Origin of the sequence: Enterobacter sp. ku-bf2, assembly GCF_001742765.1 — a bacterium.
In the GTDB taxonomy this organism is placed as follows: Bacteria; Pseudomonadota; Gammaproteobacteria; order Enterobacterales; family Enterobacteriaceae; genus Enterobacter; species Enterobacter quasiroggenkampii.
In genome coordinates this window covers 145,507-166,269 of record NZ_MDVW01000023.1, presented here as the reverse complement: position 1 = coordinate 166,269, position 20,763 = coordinate 145,507, and the positions used below count along the sequence as shown (strand labels likewise).

Below are 20,763 nucleotides of genomic sequence, written 5' to 3'. Positions count from 1 at the left end.
CGGTGGAGCTGTGCGTAGATGTGATCAAGAGACAGGCCAGTTCGATGATTTTCGCTTCCCACTCAGCKTCGCCTTCCAGCGCTTTCAGAGCAGAACCACGAACGATTGGGGTATCGTCGCCTGGGAAATCGTACTGAGACAGCAGTTCACGAACTTCCATCTCTACCAGTTCCAGCAGCTCTTCGTCATCAACCATGTCGCATTTGTTCAGGAACACGATGATGAAAGGAACGCCTACCTGACGACCCAGCAGGATGTGCTCACGAGTCTGAGGCATTGGGCCGTCAGTCGCAGCAACAACCAGGATCGCGCCGTCCATCTGCGCAGCACCGGTGATCATGTTTTTAACATAGTCGGCGTGGCCTGGGCAGTCTACGTGTGCGTAGTGGCGAGTCGGGGTGTCGTACTCAACGTGAGAGGTGTTGATGGTGATACCACGAGCTTTTTCTTCTGGTGCGTTATCGATCTGGTCGAATGCACGAGCAGAACCACCGTAGGTTTTAGCCAGAACGGTAGTGATTGCAGCAGTCAGGGTAGTTTTACCATGGTCAACGTGGCCGATAGTACCAACGTTGACGTGCGGTTTTGTACGTTCAAATTTTTCTTTAGACACGGCTATATTCCTTACTATAGTGCTCTCCCCTGTGGAGAGAGCACGGGACTTAGGTTTTAATCCTGTGGATTACTTACCACGGGCTTCAATAACGGCCTGAGCAACGTTGTTAGGCGCATCATCATACTTCAGGAATTCCATGGTGTATGATGCACGACCTTTGGTCAGAGAACGCAGCTGAGTTGCATATCCGAACATTTCAGACAGCGGAACTTCAGCGTGGATCTTAACGCCAGTTACTTCGGATTCCTGACCACGCAGCATACCGCGACGACGGCTCAAGTCACCGATAACGTCACCGGTGTTCTCTTCAGGAGTTTCTACTTCAACCTTCATGATTGGCTCAAGCAGAACTGGTTTTGCTTTCTTAAAGCCTTCTTTAAAGGCAATAGACGCAGCCAGTTTAAACGCCAGTTCAGAGGAGTCAACGTCGTGGTAAGAACCGAAGTGCAGACGAACACCCATGTCAACAACCGGATAGCCAGCCAGAGGGCCCGCTTTCAGCTGTTCCTGGATGCCTTTATCAACGGCTGGGATGTATTCGCCAGGAATTACACCACCTTTGATGTCGTTGATGAACTCGTAACCTTTCGGGTTAGAGCCCGGCTCCAGTGGGTACATGTCGATCACAACGTGACCGTACTGACCGCGACCACCAGACTGCTTAGCGTGTTTACCTTCAATGTCGGTAACTTTCGCGCGAATCGCTTCGCGGTAAGCAACCTGAGGTTTACCCACGTTCGCTTCAACGTTGAATTCACGCTTCATACGGTCAACGATGATGTCCAGGTGCAGTTCACCCATACCAGCGATGATGGTCTGGTTAGATTCTTCATCAGTCCATACGCGGAATGATGGGTCTTCTTTCGCCAGACGGCCCAGAGCCAGACCCATTTTTTCCTGGTCAGCTTTGGTTTTTGGTTCAACTGCGATGGAGATTACCGGCTCTGGGAATTCCATACGCTCCAGAATGATCGGGTGATCCGGGTCACACAGGGTGTCACCAGTGGTCACGTCTTTCAGACCGATAGCTGCAGCGATGTCGCCCGCACGAACTTCTTTGATCTCTTCACGTTTGTTAGCGTGCATCTGTACGATACGGCCAAAACGCTCACGCGCCGCTTTCACGGAGTTCAGGATGGTGTCACCGGAGTTAACCACACCAGAGTAAACGCGGAAGAAGGTCAGGTTACCCACGAATGGGTCGGTAGCAATTTTGAACGCCAGTGCAGAGAATGGCTCTTCGTCGCTTGCGTGACGCTCAGCCGGGGTATCTTTACCGTCGTCCAGGATGCCGTTGATCGCAGGAACGTCAACTGGGGATGGCAGGTAGTCAACTACCGCATCCAGCATCGCCTGAACACCTTTGTTCTTGAACGCAGAACCACAGGTTACCAGGATGATTTCGTTGTTCAGAACGCGCTGACGCAGAGCTTTTTTGATCTCTTCTTCAGTCAGTTCTTCACCACCCAGGTATTTCTCCATCAGCTCTTCAGAAGCTTCAGCAGCGGATTCGATCAGGTTCTGGTGCCATTCGTCAGCCAGGTCCTGCATTGCAGCTGGGATATCTTCGTATTCGAAGGTAACGCCCTGGTCTGCATCGTTCCAGTTGATGGCTTTCATTTTCACCAGGTCGATTACGCCGGTGAAGCCTTCTTCAGCACCAATTGCCAGCTGCAGCGGAACAGGGTTCGCGCCCAGACGGGTTTTGATCTGACCAACAACTTTCAGGAAGTTAGCACCCATACGGTCCATTTTGTTAACGAACGCGATGCGTGGAACTTTATATTTGTTCGCCTGACGCCATACGGTTTCAGACTGTGGCTGAACACCACCAACTGCGCAATAAACCATTACCGCGCCGTCAAGAACACGCATGGAACGTTCTACTTCGATGGTGAAGTCAACGTGCCCTGGGGTGTCGATGATGTTTACGCGATGCGGTTCGTACTGCTTAGCCATACCTGACCAGAATGCAGTAGTCGCTGCGGAGGTGATAGTGATACCACGCTCCTGCTCCTGTTCCATCCAGTCCATGGTGGCTGCGCCGTCATGAACTTCACCGATTTTGTGGTTTACACCGGTGTAGAACAGAATACGTTCGGTAGTAGTGGTTTTACCGGCGTCGATGTGCGCACTGATACCGATGTTACGGTAGCGTGCGATGGGTGTTGTACGAGCCATTTGATTCCTCGTTTATATCTTTAGGCGTTCAGTTAAGTTACCCAGAGCGGGCGGCTTCTCTGAAGCGCCCGCCTGGTGACTAAGACTCCGAAGGGATTACCAACGGTAGTGTGCGAACGCCTTGTTGGCTTCTGCCATACGGTGAACGTCTTCACGTTTCTTAACTGCAGTACCTTTGTTGTCTGCAGCATCAGAAAGTTCGTTCGCCAGACGCAGAGCCATGGATTTATCACCGCGTTTACGAGCAGCTTCAACGATCCAACGCATTGCCAGGGCATTACGACGAACCGGACGAACTTCAACTGGAACCTGATAAGTAGAACCACCAACGCGGCGGGACTTAACTTCTACAGTTGGGCGAACGTTGTCGAGAGCGACTTCGAAAGCTTCCAGTTCATTTTTACCAGAACGCTGAGCCAGGGTCTCAAGCGCGCTGTATACGATTGCTTCTGCAGTAGATTTTTTACCATCTACCATCAGGATATTGACAAATTTTGCCAGCAGTTCTGATCCGAATTTCGGATCTGGAAGAATTTTACGCTGACCAATGACGCGACGACGTGGCATGGGAATACTCCGTTGTTAATTCAGGATTGTCCAAAACTCAAAGAGTTTAGTGTGACATTAAGATAAATCAGTTTGGCCTTACTTAACGGAGAACCATTAAGCCTTAGGACGCTTCACGCCGTACTTGGAGCGAGCCTGCTTACGGTCTTTAACACCTGAGCAGTCCAGCGCACCACGAACGGTGTGGTAACGAACACCCGGAAGGTCTTTAACACGACCGCCACGGATCAGGATCACGGAGTGCTCCTGCAGGTTGTGACCTTCACCACCGATGTAGGAAGTCACTTCGAAACCGTTAGTCAAACGCACACGGCATACTTTACGCAGTGCGGAGTTTGGTTTTTTAGGAGTGGTGGTATATACACGAGTACATACGCCACGTTTCTGCGGGCAGGCTTCCAGCGCAGGCACGTTGCTTTTCGCAACTTTGCGTGCACGTGGTTTGCGTACCAGCTGGTTAACTGTTGCCATTAAATAGCTCCTGGTTTTAGCTTTTGCTTCGTAAACACGTAATAAAACGACCTCATACAATATGAGGACGCGAAATTTTAGGGCTACGTCGAAAAGGTGTCAAGAAATATACAGCGATCTCAAATCACCAGTTCATTTGACTGGCGTGTGTCACAGTAAGATTGACGAAATCAGTATAGCCAACCACGTCAATTTTGGCTGAAATTTGACCAGAAAGACCCCGCGCATCCAGATCGTCTTTCAGCGCAGAGACTGTTATGGGGGCATTCGTGAGAATTTCAACGAAACGACTGCCTTCAAGTGCGGCAAGCACGCCGTCCTGAATCAGCAGCAGATCATCACCGTCGCGCAGCATACTCAGTAACGCGTCGATGTCACATTGCCATGGTGAATGGCTCAGAGTATGGAGCATGGCAGCCTCAGAAAGTCAGAACGGTGTCGTAGTGGGAAAGGTGTTCGCGCAATGCCGCAGAAGACACGACGGTCACATCCAGCACGAAAGGCGTCTTCTCATCCAAACCGCGAGCGGCCAGCGAATCGGCGCAGACATACAGGGTTTCAATGTCGTACAGCGGCAGCACTTTGAAGGTCGCGATGTAATCCCGCGCCAGAATGGCCTGTGGCTGCTGATCCGCCAGAAGCTGAAACACCCCGTCCCCCAAAAAGAAGACGCCGATATCTTCGGTCAGCGCGGACGTCGCAAGTAACGCATCCAGCCCTTCGCGGCCGGAAGCGCTGCCGTGCGGCGCAGACGTAAACACAAATGCCACGCGCTTCATCAGAATTGCACCACTCTGTCGCAGGTTAACGCCGCCTGTGCCAGCGCACCCAGGCCACTTAACGAAAAACCGGGCTGCAGGTTAGAACCCGATAAACCAAGACGCGCGGCTTCGGTTGCATCTGTCACGCCGCGGCGCAGTGCCGCCGCGACGCAGATATGCAGTTCTACGCCCTGCTTTTCGTTTAGTGCCTGCCAGCCGCGCACCACGTCAAACTCATCGCTCGCCGGTGACGTAAACTGGTTCGCGTTATACACCCCTTCCCGATAGAAGAAGACGCTCGCCAGCTCATGTCCGGCTGCCAGCAGCGCATGCGCAAACTGCAGCGCGCTGCTGGCCTGCTGAGTCCCGTACGCCGGGCCTGTCACCATTAACGCAAAACGCATTACTTGTCTTGTCCCAGGAAATCACCGCTTTTGAACTGGCGAATATAGAGATAGACCGTGTGCTTGGAGATGTTCAGACGATCGGCCACCTGGTTGATGGCGTCTTTAATATCAAAAATCCCTTTTTCATAGAGATTGAGCACGATCTGACGATTCTTGGCGTTGTTCGAGACGTTGCGATCGGCATTCACCTCTTCAATGGTGAACTCCAGCGTCTGCGTCACAAGATCTTCGACGGAAGAGGCAAAGTTAACAGAAGAGCCAACATCCGGCGTTTCGGGTGGAACAAAGGTGCTCATGATCTGCGAGAATGGCACATCAAGGTTCATGTTGATGCACAGCAGCCCAATCACGCGATGCTCGCGGTTTCGAATCGCGATGGTTTCTGACTTCATCAGCACGCCGCTTTTGGCGCGGGTGAAATAGCATTTGGAGACGCTGCTGTCCGCGCCGGTCATGTCATGCAACATACGCAATGCAAGGTCGGTAATTGGCGAACCAATTTTACGGCCAGTATGCTCACCATTCGCAATGCGGATGGCGGAACACTTCAGATCTTGCAGGGAGTGCAATACGATTTCGCAGTGGGAGCCAATGAGCATCGCTAACCCGTCCACTACCGCTTCATAGGATTTCAGAATATCGAAGTCGGTCTGATCGAAAGGACGTTGATCCAGTAAATCAAGTTCACTGGTTTCGTTGGTTAAAAGCGACCTGGACATGAAAAAAACACTCCTTTTCAGGAGCCTGTCGTTAGGTTTTCAGGGCAGGCTCATTATCTACACGGACAACTAAATTAATACAGCGTGCCTAACGCTTTCCAGTGTTAATTATATCTGCCCCACAATAAAAAACCGCCGCCTTAAAGGCGGCGGTTTTTTTTCAGCATTACTTCTTAGCGGCAGCGGCTTTATCGTCAGCCGGTGCGTCTGCCTTGGCATCCGCTTTCGGTGCCGGTTTGATATCCAGCAGCTCTACGTCAAAGACTAGGGTAGAGTTGGCAGGGATACCTGGAACGCCGGTTTTGCCATAGGCCAGATCCGGTGGAATAACCATCTTGATCTTGCCGCCTTTCTTGATGTTTTTCAGGCCTTCAGTCCAGCCCGGGATCACACCATCCAGACGGAAGGAGAGTGGCTCACCACGGGTGTAAGAGTTATCAAACTCTTTACCGTCGATCAGCGTACCTTTGTAGTTCACGACAACGGTGTCGCTGTCTTTAGGCGCATCGCCGGTGCCTTCTTTCTCAACTTTGTACACCAGGCCAGTCGAAGAGGTTTTCACACCCTTCTCTTTAGCAAAGGCATCGCGGTAGGCTTTGCCTTTCGCTTCGTTGTCTTTAGCGTCCGCGTCCATCTTGGTCTGCGCGGCGCCCTTCACACGCGCTTCGAACGCCTGCAGAGTCTGTTCAATTTCCTGGTCAGACAGCTTGCTCTTATCGGCAAATGCGTCCTGAACGCCCGCGATCAGCTGAGCTTTATCCAGTTTGATGCCCAGTTTCTCTTGTTCTTTCAGAGAGTTTTCCATGTAACGACCCAGAGATGCGCCCAGTGCGTAGGCGGATTTCTGGTCGTCATTTTTGAACGCCGCTTTGCTGTCTGCAGTGGCAGCAGGCTTCGCAGCAGTATCAGCAGCGAATGACAGCGGCGCGTTCAGCGCAACAGCCATCGTCGTCGCCAGCAGCGTTACTTTAAACAGTGATTTCATCCATATCTCCAGGGCCTGGGGACTCTCACCCCAGCGTTAAACGTAAATGAGTGACGTACTATAAAACGTTGCAGAAGAAATCTACAGACAGACACGTCCAATTCTCGCCACTTTTCAGACTATTTTTGTTTAAATAAGTTTCTTGCCAGAGGGATGCGAACTGTACTTAAGGATAAACTCAGTTAAACTGCGCCGCCGCTGGGCCATTATGGCGAATCTGAAATAAACGAGGTGAATGATGAAGGATACAACGATAGAAGCGAGAATGGCTGAGCTGGAAAGCCGCCTGGCTTTTCAGGACATCACCATCGAAGAGCTAAACCAGACCGTGACCGCACATGAGCTCGAAATGGCGAAACTGCGGGATCATATGCGCCTGCTGACGGAAAAGCTGAAGGCTACGCAGCCGTCGAACATTGCCTCTCAGTCGGAAGAGACGCCACCTCCTCATTATTGAGGCGTAAAAAAAGCGGGATTATCCCGCTTTTTTATTTTCCGCATGACGGAATTAGTGGCAGCCGCAACCGCCGTTACCGCAACCACCTTTACCGTGGCCGTGGTCATGACCATGGTCGTGGCCGTGACCACCGCAGCAGCCATCGTGGCCGTGATCGTGGTCATGGTCGTGACCGTGCGCACCGTGAACGTGGCCATGAGCCAGCTCTTCTTCGGTCGCTTCACGGATCGCAACAACTTCTACGTTGAACTTCAGGTTCTGGCCAGCCAGCATGTGGTTGCCGTCAACCACGACGTGGTCATCTTCCACTTCGGTGATTTCAACTGGAACCGGGCCCTGGTCGGTTTCTGCCAGGAAGCGCATGCCAACCTGCAGTTCGTCAACGCCCATGAACACGTCTTTAGGAACGCGCTGAACCAGGTTGTCGTCATACTGACCGTAAGCGTCGTTCGCGCCTACAGCAACGTCAAATTTGTCGCCAACTTCATGACCTTCCAGCGCGTTTTCCAGGCCGGAAATCAGGGAACCGTGACCATGCAGGTAGTCAAGCGGCGCACTCACCGGAGACTCATCAACCAACACACCGTCTTCTGTACGTACCTGATAGGCCAGGCTGACCACCAGGTCTTTTGCTACTTTCATGATATCTCCTGAGCGTGGGAAAATTGCTGGCGCAGATTGTAGCGGAAATCTGCACCTGTGTACCCTTTAGCTTAAAAAAACTCAGGGCATATCGCTAGTCCGGATGAAAAATCCCGATAACTTGCTCTTCTTTGCGAACGTGATCGCGGGCCTCTTTGTCGGCCTCACGCATCTGGTGACCGCACTTAACACACTCAACAACATCAATATTATTTTCCCGCCACATCGCCAGGGTATCTTGCGCCTGGCAGGTCGGGCATTTTGCACCCGCGATAAAGCGTTTACGTACAGCCATCTTTCGTTACCCTTTATTCAAATTCATCCCAGCCATCAAGCTGGCGTCGTTCCTGCTGCATCTCGCGCTGGAAGATCTCCTCCAGCTCGCGACGCGCTTCCCGCACGCGGGAGATTTGCGCCGTATCGGTATGTACCGGCATCAGCTCGCGCAGCATCCGCATATCCAGCCGGCGGAAGTGCATCTGGGCACGCTGCGCCTGATGCGGATGCATGCCAAGCGAGATCAGCGCCTTGCGCCCCAGCTCCAGCGCACTGGAGAACGTCTCACGGGAGAAGTGTTTCACACCCGCCTGCAATAATTCGTGAGCTTCAACACGTCCCCGCGCACGCGCCAGAATATGCAGATGCGGGAAATGCTGCTGGCAGAGATCTACCAGCTTCATCGTGTCTTCCGGATCGTTACAGGTAATGACGATGGACTCTGCCGCCTCTGCCCCCGCCGAGCGCAGTAGCTCGAGCTGGGTCGCATCGCCGTAGTAAACTTTGTAGCCGTATTTGCGCATCAGGTTGACCGCGCTGATATCCCGCTCCAGCACCGTAATGCGCATTTTGTTCGCCATCAGCAAACGCCCGATCACCTGTCCAAAGCGGCCAAAGCCCACCACGATCACCTGGGGCTTATCATCCTCCACCCACGGCGCTTCGTCTTCATCGTCTGACGGATTCAGGCGGCGCGACAGCAGTTTATCCACCAGCTTCATCAACAGCGGCGTGGTCATCATTGACAGCGTGACCGTCACCAGCAAAAGCGCCATCTGATCGTCTTTAAACAGCTTCTGGGAGGAGGCGGTAGAGAACAGCACAAACGCGAACTCGCCTCCCTGACTCAACACGCTCGCAAACTGCATGCGTTCCGAACTGCGCAAGCCGTAAATGCGCGCCATGACGTACAGCACCAGCGTTTTCACCGCCACCAGGATGGCCACGCTCACCACAACCCACAGCAGATGGGTATAGAGCACGCCAAGGTTGAGCGCCATCCCCACCGAAATAAAGAACAGGCCTAACAGCAGCCCTTTAAAGGGATCGATGGCAATTTCCAGCTCGTGCCGGTATTCACTTTCCGCCAGCAGCACCCCGGCGATAAAGGTCCCGAGCGCCATCGACAGCCCCAGCGCATCCACAAACAATGCCGACCCCAGCACCAGCAGCAGCGTCGCGGCGGTAAACACCTCGCGCACGCCGGATGCGGCAATAAAGCGGAACACCGGACGTAACAGGAAACGTCCGCCAATCAGCATCCCCGCGAAGGCCAGCACCTTCATCGCGATTTTCGCCCAGTCGAAGTGGTCGTCGCCGGAGCCCGCCAGCAGCGGCACCAGCGCCAGCGCCGGGATGACCGCCAAATCCTGGAACAGCAGCACCGAAAAACCCAGCTGACCGGCTTCGTTGCGGTTCATCCCCTTGTCGCGCATCAGCTGCAGGGCCATCGCCGTCGACGACATCGCAAGGCCTATCCCCCCTATCACCGCCGCCTGCCAGGAGAAATTCGTCAGCATTAACAGGCCCCCCAGAATCGCGGCGCTGAACACCACCTGCGCGGCACCCACGCCAAAGATGGAGCGTCGGAGCTGCCACAATTTAGAAGGGTTGAGCTCAAGGCCGATGATGAACATCAGGAACACCACGCCCAGTTCGGAGAAGTGAAGAATTTCATCTACATCGCTGATGAATCCCAGTCCCCAGGGACCAATCGCGATCCCCGCCAGCAGATACCCCAGTACCGCACCGATACCAATACGCGCAGCAAGCGGCACCGCGACGACGGCCGCAAATAAAAACAGCACCCCGGCGAGGAGCAAATTCGATCCTTCCATTAACGACCTCCTGCCGGAATCGGTGACGCCAGCCATTCACCATAGGCTCTGGCGTGGCTGGCCAGTTCTTTCGGATCCTGACGTCGGGCCCAGTAGACAATAATCGGGCTCATCCAGTGCATACGGCACATTGCCGCCGTCAGTTCGAAAGGCCGCAGAATGTCGCTCATCGGATAGCGGTTCAGCCCGTCGTGGCGGTAAGCGCTTTCGGGTTCACCGGTCGTAATCACGCTACGCCAGTACTTTCCCGCCAGCTGGTTGCCCCCCACCCCACTGGAGAAGCCCCGGCTCAGCACGCGGTCCAGCCACTCTTTGAGCAGCGCCGGACAGCTGTAGGTATAAAGCGGATGCTGGAACACAATCACGTCATGCTGACGCAGCAGTTCCTGCTCGTAAGGAATATCAATAAAGAAATCAGGATAGTGCGCGTAGAGATCGTGCACCGTCACGTTACTGAGCTGTGTGGCCGGCTTAAGCAGCACCCGGTTTGCCACCGAGTCCTGAGATTCCGGATGGGCATACAGCAGCAGCACTTTTGCTGTCTGAGACATCATTCCCCTCCCGGTCTTGTTTCTGTTTTTGTGTATCGTTGTTGTTTTGGGCTACCATGGCGGCCCGGTGCGGAAAATGGCCCACACCTTACATTATCATAATGACAAATTAACATAGTCGGAACATACGGCGCTTCTATGATTGTTTTCTCCTCGTTACAAATTCGTCGCGGCGTGCGCGTCCTGCTGGATAACGCCACTGCTACCATCAACCCAGGCCAAAAAGTGGGTCTGGTCGGCAAAAACGGCTGTGGTAAATCCACGCTGCTGGCGTTGCTGAAAAACGAGATTAGCGCGGATGGCGGTAACTTCACCTTCCCGGGGAACTGGCAGCTCGCCTGGGTGAACCAGGAGACGCCAGCCCTGAGCGAACCGGCACTCGACTATGTTATCGACGGCGACCGGGAATACCGTAAGCTCGAGGCGGAACTTAACGCCGCTAACGAGCGCAACGACGGTCACGCCATCGCCACCGTTCACGGCAAGCTGGACGCCATTGACGCGTGGACCATTCGCTCCCGCGCCTCCAGCCTGCTTCACGGCCTGGGCTTCAGCAATGAACAGCTGGAACGCCCGGTCAGCGACTTCTCCGGTGGCTGGCGCATGCGCCTCAACCTGGCGCAGGCGCTGATCTGCCGCTCTGACCTGCTGCTGCTCGATGAACCGACTAACCACCTCGATCTCGATGCGGTTATTTGGCTGGAGAAGTGGCTCAAGAGCTATCAGGGCACTCTGATTCTGATCTCCCACGACCGAGACTTCCTCGACCCGGTGGTGGATAAAATCATTCATATCGAACAGCAAACGATGTTCGAGTACACCGGCAACTACAGCTCGTTCGAGCGCCAGCGCGCGACGCGTCTTGCCCAGCAGCAGTCCATGTACGAAAGCCAGCAGCAGCGCGTGGCGCACCTGCAGAGCTTTGTGGATCGCTTCAAGGCCAAAGCGTCAAAAGCAAAGCAGGCCCAGAGCCGCATCAAGATGCTGGAGCGCATGGAGATGATCGCCCCGGCGCACGTCGACAATCCGTTCCACTTCAGCTTCCGCGCCCCGGAAAGCCTGCCAAATCCGCTGCTGAAAACGGAAAAAGTCAGTGCGGGCTATGCCGACCGCATTATTCTCGACTCCATCAAGCTCAACCTGGTGCCGGGTTCACGTATTGGTCTGCTGGGACGCAACGGTGCCGGTAAATCGACGCTGATCAAACTGCTGGCGGGCGAGCTTAACCCGGTCAAGGGTGAAATCGGCCTGGCGAAGGGCATCAAGCTGGGTTACTTCGCCCAGCATCAGCTGGAATTTTTACGCGCGGATGAATCCCCGATTCAGCATCTCGCGCGTCTGGCGCCGCAGGAGATGGAGCAGAAGCTGCGCGACTACCTCGGCGGCTTCGGCTTCCAGGGCGATAAGGTCACCGAAAACACCGAGCGTTTCTCGGGCGGTGAAAAAGCCCGTCTGGTGCTGGCGCTGATCGTCTGGCAGAGACCCAACCTGCTGCTGCTCGATGAACCGACCAACCACCTGGATCTCGATATGCGTCAGGCGCTGACCGAAGCGCTGATTGAGTTCGAAGGCGCACTGGTGGTGGTTTCGCACGACCGTCACCTGATCCGCTCCACCACGGACGATCTCTACTTAGTGCACGATGGCAAAGTCGAACCGTTCGACGGCGATCTGGAAGACTACCAGCAGTGGCTGACGGACGTGCAGAAGCAGGAGAACCAGCCGGAGGAGTCGACGAAAGACAACGCCAACAGCGCGCAGGCACGTAAAGACCAGAAGCGCCGTGAAGCGGAGCTGCGCACTCAGACGCAGCCGCTGCGTAAAGAGATTGCCCGTCTCGAAAAAGAGATGGAAAAGCTCAACGCCACGCTTGCTACCGTTGAAGAGAAGCTCGGCGACAGCGGTCTGTATGACCAGAGCCGTAAAGCCGAACTGACGGACTGCCTGCAAACCCAGGCGAAAACCAAATCCAGCCTCGAAGAGTGCGAGATGGCGTGGCTGGACGCGCAGGAACAACTGGAAGCGATGCTACAGGCTGACTGATCCACCGGGAGGGCTATGAGTTTCGATAACACGAGCGAGATTACATTCCGCAAGCTCAGCATCTTCATGACGTTTATGGAGAAGGGGAATATCGCGCGTACCGCCGAAACTCTGGGCCTGAGCGGCGTCAGCGTTCACCGTGCGCTGCACACGCTGGAAGAGAACGTGCGCTGCCCGCTCTTTACCCACAAGGGGCGTAACCTGATTGCTCTCCCTTCCGCCTGGACCTTGCTGGAATATTGTCAGGAAGTGATGCAGGTGATGGAGCGCGGGCTGGAAGCGTCGCGCAAAATTGCCGGGATCGGCCAGGGGCGGCTGCGCGTGGGCACGCTCTACTCGCTCACCCTGGAAACCGTGCCGCGCCTGATCATGGGCATGAAGCTGCGCCGTCCGGATCTGGAAATGGATCTGACGATGGGCTCCAACGAAACCCTGCTGCACATGCTGGATGAAGGCTCGCTGGACGCCATTCTTATCTCCATTTCCGAGAGCGATATCGACCGTAACAGCCTGGAAGTGCTCCCCCTGTTCCACGACGATATTTTCCTTGCCGCACCGGCCTCCGCGACGCTCAATACCCGCGGCCCGGCCGATCTGCGCGACTATAAAGATCGGAAATTTGTCTCTCTTGCGGAAGGGTTCGCCACCTATGCAGGCTTCCAGGAGGCGTTTCATATCGCCGGGTTCGAACCGGAGATTGTTACCCGGGTGAATGACATTTTCTCCATGCTCAGTCTGGTGCAGGCGGGAGTGGGCTTTACGCTGATGCCGGGCAGGATGAAAAAGGTCTATGAGAATTCCGTGCAGCTCCTGAAGCTTGCCGAGCCGTACCAGATGCAACAGCTGATCGCCATCGTCTTTGCCCGTAACCGCGAGCAGGATCCAAGCCTGCGGGCGCTGGCCGCCGAAGGGCGGATGTATGCCCGCAGTTTGCAGGATAGTGCCTGATGTTATTGCCCGGTGGCGGCTGCGCCTTACCGGGCTAAACCATCACGCACGGAGTCGCTTAGCCAGATGTACCGCCACATCAACTCCGCTGCGCTCCAGCGAAATGGTCTCTCCTTCCCACGGCGCCTGACGCGTCAGGCAGGTCAGTACGCCGCCGGGGGGCATCTCGATCGCCAGCCGGGCTTCGCGTTCATTCGCTGAAATCATCGCCTCCTGCCAGCGCACCGTACGCGCCATGTTCATCGCCAGATCGTCGGCGATCTTTTCCGGCTGCCACAGCACGCGCCCGGTGCTGCCGCTCAGGTAGGCGCAGCGTGGGCGTGAAAGCGTGACCGATTCAAACGCCGTTGCCAGCTTTTGCGCGGGCGCTGTCAGCAGTTCGCAGTGCGACGGCACGCTGACCGCCAGCCGTTTGGCCTTGCTCGCCCCTTTCGCCAGCGCGCGCGACGCCGCCTCCGCCATTCCTTCATCGGTTCCGGCAATCACGATCTGCGTTTCGGCATTCAGGTTGGCAATATAGGTCCCGGTGCCCTGGATAAGGTCTTCCACCTGCGGCAGGGTGAGCCCCATAATTGCCGTCAGGCCGTAGCCGTGCGGATACGCCTGCTCCATCAGATCGCCACGCAGCGCCACCAGCTTCAGCGCATCCGTGAAGTCCAGCGCGCCTGCAATGACCGCCGCCGGATAAGCGCCGATGGACAGCCCGCTGACGATATCCGGCGCCACGCCGCGCCGTTCCAGCTCGCGCGCCCAGGCCACGCCTGCAATTAGCAGGCAAAGCTGAACCGCGCGGGTATGGCTTAACGCGTCTGCGCTATCCAGCGTATCCACTTCGGTGCCAAGCACCTCACGCGCCTGAGCCAGTTCCGTTCCCGGCAGGTTTTGCAGCATGCCTTCGTGCTGCGTGCCCTGCCCCGGAAAGGTAAACACTATTTTCATCACTCCTCCCTGCGCCACGGATCCGCCACCAGGCGCGGTCCACGGCGGGTTTTCAGCAGCGTTTTGCCGTCGCGCAGCCACTCCGCCAGCGCGAAACCGCCCTCGGGCGTATCCACCTGCGTATCGGCACGACACAGCGCACGGCTTAGCCGGGACTGCCACGTCGTCAGGGCGTCCGGTGAGATCGGCAGCGGAGCGCGGATAAGCAGATCGAGATCGCTGTCGGCATGGATCACCGGGATACCGGTCGCCAGCGCGTAGCCGGTACTGCCGGTAATGCCCCACGTCCACGGCCACGCCTGCTGAGAAAGCTGAAGCGCCACCTGAACGGGTGGCTGAGTTACAAAGGGCGAGCGCAGCAGTTCGGCCGCAACGCTCAGGTCTTCCGGTGAAACCACGCGTAACACGTTTTCGGGCTTCACCCATCCGGCCGCCCGCTGGTCGCGACGTAAACCGCGTACGCCAACGGGGATCCGGCCTTCGCTATCCACATCACGCCGCACCACCACCGGCAGGCCGGTATGCCAGGCGGCCTCCACCCAGGATTCAGTGATGCCTTCCAGCGCATCGCGGGCAGTAAGCCAGATAAGGTCGTGCGGGCGTAATGGGGTGGTCATGGTTACATTCCTGAAGTTAGCGAGATAAACAGCGGCAGCGACAGGATACACAGGACGGAGCTTAACAGCAGCACGGCTTCTGCATCCGGCGACTGCACGCCAAAGCGGTTACCGAACACAACGCCGAAGAAGCCCGCAGACAGCGCAATCATCAGGATAGCGGTGATCGCCACGGAGCCGTGCAGACCAAAAATCAAGACGATACCCCAGGCAATGGCTGGCTGAATCAGCAGCTTAGCGATCGTGGAGGTGATGACCATGGTATTAATCTGCAGCTTACGGGCAGAAAGGATCACCCCGGTCAGGAACAGCGCCGCAGCGGTCGCGGACAGTCCCAGCGGTTTGATCGCCGCCAGCACCAGCTCCGGCATTTTGATGCCGATGGCAGACAAAATCACGCCCAGCAGCGGGCCCATCACGATCGGTTTTTTAATGGAACGCCACATCAGCACCGGCAGCATCGAGAGCGTTGAGCCGGAGCTATTGCCTTCAGCGCGCGCTTTTTCACGCTCCAGAATGAGCAGGCAGAACGGGGTCATCAGCACCGAACCGCAGGCGATGGAGACCGCGACGGAGAGCGACGTAGAGGAGCCTTCGCCCAGCACGCTGCCCAGAATCGGCAGACCCAGCGCTGCATAGTTGGGCAGCGCGACGGTGAGCGTCAGCACGGCCGCATCCTGTGGCGATTTCTTAAAGACGCCGGTGGCGAGGAAATAGATGACCGCATAGGTGATCCACATCGCCAGCGTCAGCACCAGGATCAGCGGAGACTGGGCAACGATGCCGGTCCACGGGGTTTGCACGGTGGCACTGAACAGCGCGGCAGGGAGTGCAAAATCCATTACGAAGATATTAAGCAGGGAAACATTTTTGTTATCGACCATCTTTGCCTTGCCGGCCCAGAATCCCAGCAGCATGATGACGAAAATCGGTGCAAGAGCATGAACAATTACGTAAGTCATAAATCACCTGTAGTAAAAAAGTTTTAGCACTGGCGCGATGATTATTATTTTCAGGATGCAGGTTCCCGCGTGGGCGCTGTCACGCGCCCACGGGTTGATGCATCTGGCAGGTCTCTTTTTACTTACCAGCTGGCTCGCATACGTTCGCGTACGAGCGCCGAGCTGCGGCGATTGTCAGCACCCAGACGGTTTTTCAACGTGGTGTCCTGACGAGCGTCACTGATGGCCTGTTGCAGGGTGGATTTCACCAGCGTCAGATCGTTATCGGAGGGGGCATCCGGGTTGCTGATATCCAGCAGGTTAGAGAGCAGCCCCAGCGTGGCGTAGTTGCTGATGTCGTAGGCCATTGGCGGAATGGTCGCCGCCAGTTTTTCCAGCGCCTCGACGGTACGCAGCGTGATGCGCGCCGCAGACTCTTTGCCCATCGCGTGGATCAGCACGCCTTTGTCGTTAAAGGCGATCAGACGGTTAGCCTGGTAGCCGTGCGCCAGGAACGCGCCGGACATCGCCTTGCCGACGATAAGCCCAATCACCGGGTGACCGGCCAGGCGGGCATTCGCATAGGCTGCTGCCGCACCGGCCAGCGCCTGATGAATCCCAAACGCCTCTTCGCGTCGGCCATAGGCCTGGCTTGGGACGTCGATCACCGCCACAATCGGGCGCTTCACGGGTTTGTCAGCATCCGCCGCGACGGTTTCACTGACCACTTTCGCCAGGGTCCAGCCTTCCAGCAGCCCCACTTCCCCTTTCGCCGCGCGCGGGAAGTGGTTGTTGGCATCCGGGACGACGGCAACAAAGCGCACCGCCTCGCCGTTCAGCTCGCCGTCTGCCGCCTGGACGGACGGGCATAGCCCCTCGATACGTTTGGCGTTCGGGGCGAGGATGTCCAGCCAGCGTTCGCCACGGCTCATTGCGTTACTCATCATTTCACCTCCCGGGCAAAAAGCGCGTTAATCTGTTCGGCATCAGCCTGTTTGCGGGTGTCGAAATTCGTCAGACGGTTCAGGTAATCATCGTAGTTATCGGTGCGATGTTTCGCGGGAACGCCTTTAGCAATCGCGTCGTTCATCGCCTGTTTCACCGCGTTGATACCGTCGCCGACGAGCGCATCCACCAGACCGCTTTGATAGCGCACTTCACCGCCGGTCATGCTCCAGATAAACGGACGATCGCGGGAGTCGTACTCCTCAATGCCCGCCTCCTGCTCGATAACCTGCGGGCCGTTGAGGCCAAGACGTGCTTCGCGGGTCACGATCAGGTAGCTGCAGAGCGCCGCCGCGATGGACATCCCGCCGAAGCAGCCCACGGTTCCGGCCACAATGCCAATAACCGGCGTGAAGCGACGCAGGTCCACAATCGCCGCGTGAATATCGGCAATCGCCGCCAGGCCGAGGTTCGCCTCCTGCAGACGCACGCCGCCGGTTTCGAGACACAGCACCGCCTGAGTCGGAATGCCGTTGCGGTTATCTTCTGCCGCCAGCTCCAGCGCCGCCGCCATTTTGGCACCGGACACTTCGCCCATGCTGCCGCCCTGGAACGCGCCTTCAATCGCCACGACGACGGCAGGCTTGCCGTTGATGGTGCCCTTCGCCACCACCATGCCGTCGTCCGCCTGCGGCACAATGCCCTGTGGCCCAAGCCACGGAGAGATAATGCCTTCAAACGGATCCAGCAGTTCGCGGTAGCTGCCCTCGTCGAGCAGGGCCTGCGCGCGCTGGCGCGCTTTCAGTTCGATAAAGCTGCTGTCATCACGCATGGCTCACCCCCTCAAAAACCTGTTCGATGCGAATGCGCGCCACGCCCGGCGTCGCGCCGAAGTCGTGGATGGTCAGCTTCCCTGCGGGCAGGCTGCTGACGGTTTGCAGACGGTTGAACAGCGCCTCCCAGCGCCCCCGGCTGTTGTCCACGGAGGTGGTGATATCAATGGTTAACGTCTGACCCGGTTCGGCGGTGAAGAGCACCTCCATATCCCCGGAACCGACTACCCCTGCCAGCGCCCTGCCGCTTAACGTGCGGCTGGCTGGCACGGTCAATGTGATTTTTTCCATAACATCCTCTTAATGCTTTGAATTTGGCGTTTCGACACGGTCGAGAAACAGCGTGGCGGCAAGCAGGTCGGCAGCGCCGCCCGGTGAGGCGTTGAGCGCCAGCATCTGACGGTCTAACCTCGCCAGCGCCTGCTGGCCCGCAGGCGTTGCGCTGCCGCCGGCATTCAGCACCGCACGGGCGCCGTCTTGCATGGCATCAAGTCCTTCCATTCCGGCACGTGACAGCACGCAGGTGTCGGTGAGTGAGGTCATGATGGCCATCAGCGCGTCGAGCCTGGCGTGCGTTTCACTGCTGCCGTTGAGGCGGCTCAGGCGAAGCTGCGGCAGCGCGCGTTGCATAACGTGCGGGAACGCCTGCTGCGCTTCTTCACGCGCGCCCGGCACGCGGTAACGGTGCGTGGCGCGCAGGCCTTTACTGAACACCTTCGGCGCCGCGTCGTCCGGCAGTCTCGCCAGCTGTGCGGCGGTGCGGGCGACGTCTTGCGCCCTGGCATCACCGCCGAGCATCGCCACCGCGCTGACCAGCAGCCCCAGCGCCCAAATCGCGCCGCGATGGGTGTTTACGCCACCAGTTGCGGCCATCATCTGCTGCTCGCCTTCGCGACCGAGTCGCCCGACGGTTTGCCGAAGTGCGATATCTGCCGGGCGCTGCCAGCTTTGCAGCGCCAGCGCCTGAAACGTGGAGGTCAGGCTGTGCGCGGAGCGCTCCATCAGCGCAAGGGATAAATCGTGGTGCGCGCCGTTCCCCCGACTGTCCACCAGACCGGGTTTCGGGCTTAAACGTGCTTCGTCAATCAGACACTGCGTGGCGGTTCGCGCCAGCCATTCGGCACCGCCTTCAACCTGAATCTGGGGGAGAAGTTTCATTACCAGCTCCGGAATTTCGCAGGTGGGTTATAGAGACCGCCGGACCATTCCACGAGATCAGACACGCTACCTGCCGCCAGCAGAGAGCGGGTGGCATCAGTGCGGCGGATCCCCATATCTTCCGGATAGAGCACCTTGCCGCTCTGACGCAGCTCCGCCACGCGTTTGGCATCTACGCCCAGCCCGATGTCGGTGATCCCCGCGACGGCGGCGACCATGGCACGACGCTCTTCCAGATCTTTCGCCCGATAGAGGTAGGCAATCCCCTCTTCCGTCAGCACGTGGGTGACGTCATCGCCGTAGATCATCACCGGCGCCAGCGGCATACCGGAGGCTTTCGCCACGTCAACGGCATCGAGTTTTTCCACGAAGGTCGGCTTCACACCCGCCTGGAAGGTTTCCACCATCTGCACGACCAGTTTTTTGCCGCGCTGCATTGGGTCAGGTTCGGTGATCATGTTCAGCCAGGCTGGCGTGGCGTGGCGACGACCGTGCGGGTCGTGCCCCATGTTTGGCGCACCGCCGAAGCCGGACAGACGACCACGGGTCACGGTTGAGGAGTTGGCGTAGCCGTCAACCTGCAGGGTTGAGCCGATAAACATATCCACCGCGTACTGACCTGCCAGCTGGCAGAACGCGCGGTTGGAGCGCATGGAGCCGTCGGCACCGGTAAAGAAGACGTCCGGACGCGCGCGGATGTACTCTTCCATCCCCAGCTCGCCGCCGAAGCAGTGCACGCTTTCGACCCAGCCGCTTTCAATAGCCGGGATCAGCGTCGGATGCGGATTCAGCGTCCAGTGTTTACAGATTTTGCCTTTAAGGCCGAGCTGTTCACCGTAGGTAGGCAGCAGCAGCTCGATCGCCGCGGTGTTAAAGCCGATCCCGTGGTTCAGGGACTGCACCTGGTGTTCCGCATAAATACCCTTGATGGCCATCATCGCCATCAGGATGTGTTCCTGTTTAATCAGGCGCGGGTCGCGGGTAAACAGCGGTTCGATAAAGAACGGCTTATCGGCCACCACCACGAAGTCAATCCACGAGCCCGGAATGTCCACGCGCGGCAGGTCACACTCGTCATCCACCAGCTCGTTCACCTGCGCGATGACGATGCCGTCGTGGAACGCGGCGGCTTCCACCAGCGCCGGGGTATCTTCGGTGCTCGCCCCGGTATAGAGGTTGCCTTTGCGGTCAGCTTTAAAGCCGGCAATCAGCGCCACGTTGGGCGACAGGTCGACGTAGAGACGGGAGTAGAGTTCGATATAGGTGTGAATCGCGCCGATTTCGAGCTGACCATCCTCCAGCAGTTGGGAGATGCGCAGGCTCTGCGTCCCGGAGAAGGAGAAATCCAGCTTGCGAGCGATGCCTTTCTCAAAGATATCCAGATGTTCGCTACGGCCAACACTCGGCATGATCATATGCAGGTCGTGGACGATCTGCGGGTTCACTTCGGCCAGCGAGCGGGAAAGGAAATCGGCCTGCTTCTGGTTGTTACCTTCCAGCACGACCTTGTCGCCTGGCGCGATCAGTTTTTCCAGCATGGCGACGAGATCGCCGGTTGGCAGTACCTTTCCCTGCACCGGTACGGAGGCCAGACGACGCGCTTTTTCGCTGCGTCGCGTGTTCCATTGCCGGGTGGGTGTTTGCCCAGATAACATTATTAACCTCCTGATTCAGCTAATCATTTTGATTTGCTTAACGTTGAGTAAAGTGTGCGCTCTGGTGAGAAAGGCATCAATTAAGCGTAGAGCTGAATCATTAGCCTGAGAGTAATAATCAAGGTAAATATTTGTGATCGGGATCAGTTCATGTTTCGGAAAACCAGGCTAAACGGGGTACAATTCGGAAAGTATCGTTAATTTCCGACAAGA

Annotated in this window: 24 protein-coding genes; 3 read left to right on the top strand and 21 right to left on the bottom strand. The window is 56.9% G+C overall.

Annotated features, from left to right (window positions below):
* The 9 genes from BFG58_RS22185 to fkpA form a co-directional block, all read right to left on the bottom strand.
* A partial coding sequence (locus BFG58_RS22185) for a GTP-binding protein (protein WP_083261560.1) occupies window positions 1-613 on the bottom strand: 613 nt, incomplete at its 3' end.
* 69 nt (window positions 614-682) lie between these two features.
* On the bottom strand, window positions 683-2,797 hold the full coding sequence (gene fusA / locus BFG58_RS22180; RefSeq protein WP_008503004.1) for an elongation factor G: 2,115 nt from the start codon (window positions 2,795-2,797) through the stop codon (window positions 683-685).
* A gap of 96 nt (window positions 2,798-2,893) precedes the next feature.
* A complete protein-coding gene (gene rpsG / locus BFG58_RS22175) occupies window positions 2,894-3,364 on the bottom strand; it encodes a 30S ribosomal protein S7 (RefSeq protein ID WP_004106370.1) in 471 nt (156 codons plus the stop codon).
* A 96-nt stretch (window positions 3,365-3,460) separates the two neighbouring features.
* Window positions 3,461-3,835 (bottom strand): 30S ribosomal protein S12, encoded by a 375-nt coding sequence (rpsL, locus tag BFG58_RS22170; protein ID WP_000246815.1) that lies wholly within the window; start codon window positions 3,833-3,835, stop codon window positions 3,461-3,463.
* A 124-nt stretch (window positions 3,836-3,959) separates the two neighbouring features.
* Window positions 3,960-4,247 (bottom strand): sulfurtransferase complex subunit TusB, encoded by a 288-nt coding sequence (gene tusB, locus BFG58_RS22165; RefSeq protein WP_045909310.1) that lies wholly within the window; start codon window positions 4,245-4,247, stop codon window positions 3,960-3,962.
* Window positions 4,248-4,254: 7 nt separating this feature from the next.
* On the bottom strand, window positions 4,255-4,614 hold the full coding sequence (tusC, locus tag BFG58_RS22160; protein ID WP_063622727.1) for a sulfurtransferase complex subunit TusC: 360 nt from the start codon (window positions 4,612-4,614) through the stop codon (window positions 4,255-4,257).
* Window positions 4,614-5,000: a sulfurtransferase complex subunit TusD gene (gene tusD / locus BFG58_RS22155; RefSeq protein WP_023294706.1), complete on the bottom strand. Its 387-nt coding sequence runs from the start codon at window positions 4,998-5,000 to the stop codon at window positions 4,614-4,616. Before tusD ends, tusC begins: the two co-directional genes overlap by 1 nt.
* A complete protein-coding gene (locus tag BFG58_RS22150) occupies window positions 5,000-5,722 on the bottom strand; it encodes a transcriptional regulator (RefSeq protein WP_045330517.1) in 723 nt (240 codons plus the stop codon). The genes tusD and BFG58_RS22150 overlap by 1 nt, the downstream gene beginning before the upstream one ends.
* Window positions 5,723-5,888: 166 nt before the next feature.
* On the bottom strand, window positions 5,889-6,707 hold the full coding sequence (gene fkpA / locus BFG58_RS22145) for an FKBP-type peptidyl-prolyl cis-trans isomerase (RefSeq protein ID WP_008503008.1): 819 nt from the start codon (window positions 6,705-6,707) through the stop codon (window positions 5,889-5,891).
* 238 nt (window positions 6,708-6,945) lie between these two features.
* On the opposite strand from fkpA, the gene BFG58_RS22140 reads away from it, so the two are divergent.
* Entirely contained in the window at window positions 6,946-7,164 is a 219-nt protein-coding gene (locus BFG58_RS22140; protein WP_008503009.1) for a protein SlyX, read from the top strand.
* 51 nt (window positions 7,165-7,215) lie between these two features.
* Here the strand turns inward: BFG58_RS22140 and slyD are convergent, their stop codons facing one another.
* The 4 genes from slyD to kefG form a co-directional block, all read right to left on the bottom strand.
* A complete protein-coding gene (gene slyD, locus BFG58_RS22135; RefSeq protein ID WP_008503010.1) occupies window positions 7,216-7,806 on the bottom strand; it encodes a peptidylprolyl isomerase in 591 nt (196 codons plus the stop codon).
* Between the two features lie 94 nt (window positions 7,807-7,900).
* On the bottom strand, window positions 7,901-8,101 hold the full coding sequence (locus BFG58_RS22130) for a YheV family putative zinc ribbon protein (RefSeq protein ID WP_010436300.1): 201 nt from the start codon (window positions 8,099-8,101) through the stop codon (window positions 7,901-7,903).
* Window positions 8,102-8,114: 13 nt separating this feature from the next.
* On the bottom strand, window positions 8,115-9,920 hold the full coding sequence (gene kefB / locus BFG58_RS22125) for a glutathione-regulated potassium-efflux system protein KefB (protein WP_069720582.1): 1,806 nt from the start codon (window positions 9,918-9,920) through the stop codon (window positions 8,115-8,117).
* Window positions 9,920-10,474: a glutathione-regulated potassium-efflux system ancillary protein KefG gene (kefG, locus tag BFG58_RS22120; protein WP_021242220.1), complete on the bottom strand. Its 555-nt coding sequence runs from the start codon at window positions 10,472-10,474 to the stop codon at window positions 9,920-9,922. Before kefG ends, kefB begins: the two co-directional genes overlap by 1 nt.
* Window positions 10,475-10,609: 135 nt before the next feature.
* Here kefG and BFG58_RS22115 point away from each other — a divergent pair, with 135 nt between their 5' ends.
* Together BFG58_RS22115 and BFG58_RS22110 are read left to right on the top strand one after the other, a co-directional pair.
* Window positions 10,610-12,514, top strand: coding sequence for an ABC transporter ATP-binding protein (locus tag BFG58_RS22115; RefSeq protein WP_069720581.1), 1,905 nt, complete (start codon window positions 10,610-10,612; stop codon window positions 12,512-12,514).
* A 15-nt stretch (window positions 12,515-12,529) separates the two neighbouring features.
* Window positions 12,530-13,462: a LysR family transcriptional regulator gene (locus BFG58_RS22110; protein ID WP_021242218.1), complete on the top strand. Its 933-nt coding sequence runs from the start codon at window positions 12,530-12,532 to the stop codon at window positions 13,460-13,462.
* Between the two features lie 42 nt (window positions 13,463-13,504).
* Here BFG58_RS22110 and mdcH read toward each other — a convergent pair whose 3' ends face one another.
* The 8 genes from mdcH to mdcA all read right to left on the bottom strand — a co-directional run bounded on the left by mdcH (window position 13,505) and on the right by mdcA (window position 20,550).
* Window positions 13,505-14,401: a malonate decarboxylase subunit epsilon gene (gene mdcH / locus BFG58_RS22105; RefSeq protein ID WP_023294708.1), complete on the bottom strand. Its 897-nt coding sequence runs from the start codon at window positions 14,399-14,401 to the stop codon at window positions 13,505-13,507.
* Window positions 14,401-15,018: a malonate decarboxylase holo-ACP synthase gene (locus BFG58_RS22100; protein ID WP_069720580.1), complete on the bottom strand. Its 618-nt coding sequence runs from the start codon at window positions 15,016-15,018 to the stop codon at window positions 14,401-14,403. The genes mdcH and BFG58_RS22100 overlap by 1 nt, the downstream gene beginning before the upstream one ends.
* A 2-nt stretch (window positions 15,019-15,020) precedes the next feature.
* The gene (locus BFG58_RS22095) at window positions 15,021-15,980 is read right to left on the bottom strand and encodes an AEC family transporter (RefSeq protein ID WP_021242215.1); all 960 of its coding nucleotides are present in this window, start codon (window positions 15,978-15,980) and stop codon (window positions 15,021-15,023) included.
* Window positions 15,981-16,102: 122 nt separating this feature from the next.
* Window positions 16,103-16,903: a biotin-independent malonate decarboxylase subunit gamma gene (gene mdcE, locus BFG58_RS22090; protein WP_069720579.1), complete on the bottom strand. Its 801-nt coding sequence runs from the start codon at window positions 16,901-16,903 to the stop codon at window positions 16,103-16,105.
* On the bottom strand, window positions 16,903-17,736 hold the full coding sequence (locus tag BFG58_RS22085; RefSeq protein WP_045909319.1) for a biotin-independent malonate decarboxylase subunit beta: 834 nt from the start codon (window positions 17,734-17,736) through the stop codon (window positions 16,903-16,905). Before BFG58_RS22085 ends, mdcE begins: the two co-directional genes overlap by 1 nt.
* A complete protein-coding gene (mdcC, locus tag BFG58_RS22080; protein ID WP_023294711.1) occupies window positions 17,729-18,028 on the bottom strand; it encodes a malonate decarboxylase acyl carrier protein in 300 nt (99 codons plus the stop codon). Before mdcC ends, BFG58_RS22085 begins: the two co-directional genes overlap by 8 nt.
* 9 nt (window positions 18,029-18,037) lie before the next feature.
* A complete protein-coding gene (locus BFG58_RS22075) occupies window positions 18,038-18,895 on the bottom strand; it encodes a triphosphoribosyl-dephospho-CoA synthase (RefSeq protein WP_047072445.1) in 858 nt (285 codons plus the stop codon).
* Window positions 18,895-20,550 (bottom strand): malonate decarboxylase subunit alpha, encoded by a 1,656-nt coding sequence (gene mdcA / locus BFG58_RS22070; RefSeq protein ID WP_021242210.1) that lies wholly within the window; start codon window positions 20,548-20,550, stop codon window positions 18,895-18,897. Before mdcA ends, BFG58_RS22075 begins: the two co-directional genes overlap by 1 nt.
* Window positions 20,551-20,763: the final 213 nt, after the last annotated feature.

Excerpts from the sequence above, each read along its gene's own strand:
- fusA (WP_008503004.1), bottom strand. The coding sequence starts at position 2,797 with ATGGCTCGTACAACACCCATCGCACGCTACCGTAACATCGGTATCAGT.
- rpsG (WP_004106370.1), bottom strand. The coding sequence starts at position 3,364 with ATGCCACGTCGTCGCGTCATTGGTCAGCGTAAAATTCTTCCAGATCCG.
- rpsL (WP_000246815.1), bottom strand. The coding sequence starts at position 3,835 with ATGGCAACAGTTAACCAGCTGGTACGCAAACCACGTGCACGCAAAGTT.
- tusB (WP_045909310.1), bottom strand. The coding sequence starts at position 4,247 with ATGCTCCATACTCTGAGCCATTCACCATGGCAATGTGACATCGACGCG.
- tusC (WP_063622727.1), bottom strand. The coding sequence starts at position 4,614 with ATGAAGCGCGTGGCATTTGTGTTTACGTCTGCGCCGCACGGCAGCGCT.
- tusD (WP_023294706.1), bottom strand. The coding sequence starts at position 5,000 with ATGCGTTTTGCGTTAATGGTGACAGGCCCGGCGTACGGGACTCAGCAG.
- BFG58_RS22150 (WP_045330517.1), bottom strand. The coding sequence starts at position 5,722 with ATGTCCAGGTCGCTTTTAACCAACGAAACCAGTGAACTTGATTTACTG.
- fkpA (WP_008503008.1), bottom strand. The coding sequence starts at position 6,707 with ATGAAATCACTGTTTAAAGTAACGCTGCTGGCGACGACGATGGCTGTT.
- BFG58_RS22140 (WP_008503009.1), top strand. The coding sequence starts at position 6,946 with ATGAAGGATACAACGATAGAAGCGAGAATGGCTGAGCTGGAAAGCCGC.
- slyD (WP_008503010.1), bottom strand. The coding sequence starts at position 7,806 with ATGAAAGTAGCAAAAGACCTGGTGGTCAGCCTGGCCTATCAGGTACGT.
- BFG58_RS22130 (WP_010436300.1), bottom strand. The coding sequence starts at position 8,101 with ATGGCTGTACGTAAACGCTTTATCGCGGGTGCAAAATGCCCGACCTGC.
- kefB (WP_069720582.1), bottom strand. The coding sequence starts at position 9,920 with ATGGAAGGATCGAATTTGCTCCTCGCCGGGGTGCTGTTTTTATTTGCG.
- kefG (WP_021242220.1), bottom strand. The coding sequence starts at position 10,474 with ATGATGTCTCAGACAGCAAAAGTGCTGCTGCTGTATGCCCATCCGGAA.
- BFG58_RS22115 (WP_069720581.1), top strand. The coding sequence starts at position 10,610 with ATGATTGTTTTCTCCTCGTTACAAATTCGTCGCGGCGTGCGCGTCCTG.
- BFG58_RS22110 (WP_021242218.1), top strand. The coding sequence starts at position 12,530 with ATGAGTTTCGATAACACGAGCGAGATTACATTCCGCAAGCTCAGCATC.
- mdcH (WP_023294708.1), bottom strand. The coding sequence starts at position 14,401 with ATGAAAATAGTGTTTACCTTTCCGGGGCAGGGCACGCAGCACGAAGGC.
- BFG58_RS22100 (WP_069720580.1), bottom strand. The coding sequence starts at position 15,018 with ATGACCACCCCATTACGCCCGCACGACCTTATCTGGCTTACTGCCCGC.
- BFG58_RS22095 (WP_021242215.1), bottom strand. The coding sequence starts at position 15,980 with ATGACTTACGTAATTGTTCATGCTCTTGCACCGATTTTCGTCATCATG.
- mdcE (WP_069720579.1), bottom strand. The coding sequence starts at position 16,903 with ATGAGTAACGCAATGAGCCGTGGCGAACGCTGGCTGGACATCCTCGCC.
- BFG58_RS22085 (WP_045909319.1), bottom strand. The coding sequence starts at position 17,736 with ATGCGTGATGACAGCAGCTTTATCGAACTGAAAGCGCGCCAGCGCGCG.
- mdcC (WP_023294711.1), bottom strand. The coding sequence starts at position 18,028 with ATGGAAAAAATCACATTGACCGTGCCAGCCAGCCGCACGTTAAGCGGC.
- BFG58_RS22075 (WP_047072445.1), bottom strand. The coding sequence starts at position 18,895 with ATGAAACTTCTCCCCCAGATTCAGGTTGAAGGCGGTGCCGAATGGCTG.
- mdcA (WP_021242210.1), bottom strand. The coding sequence starts at position 20,550 with ATGTTATCTGGGCAAACACCCACCCGGCAATGGAACACGCGACGCAGC.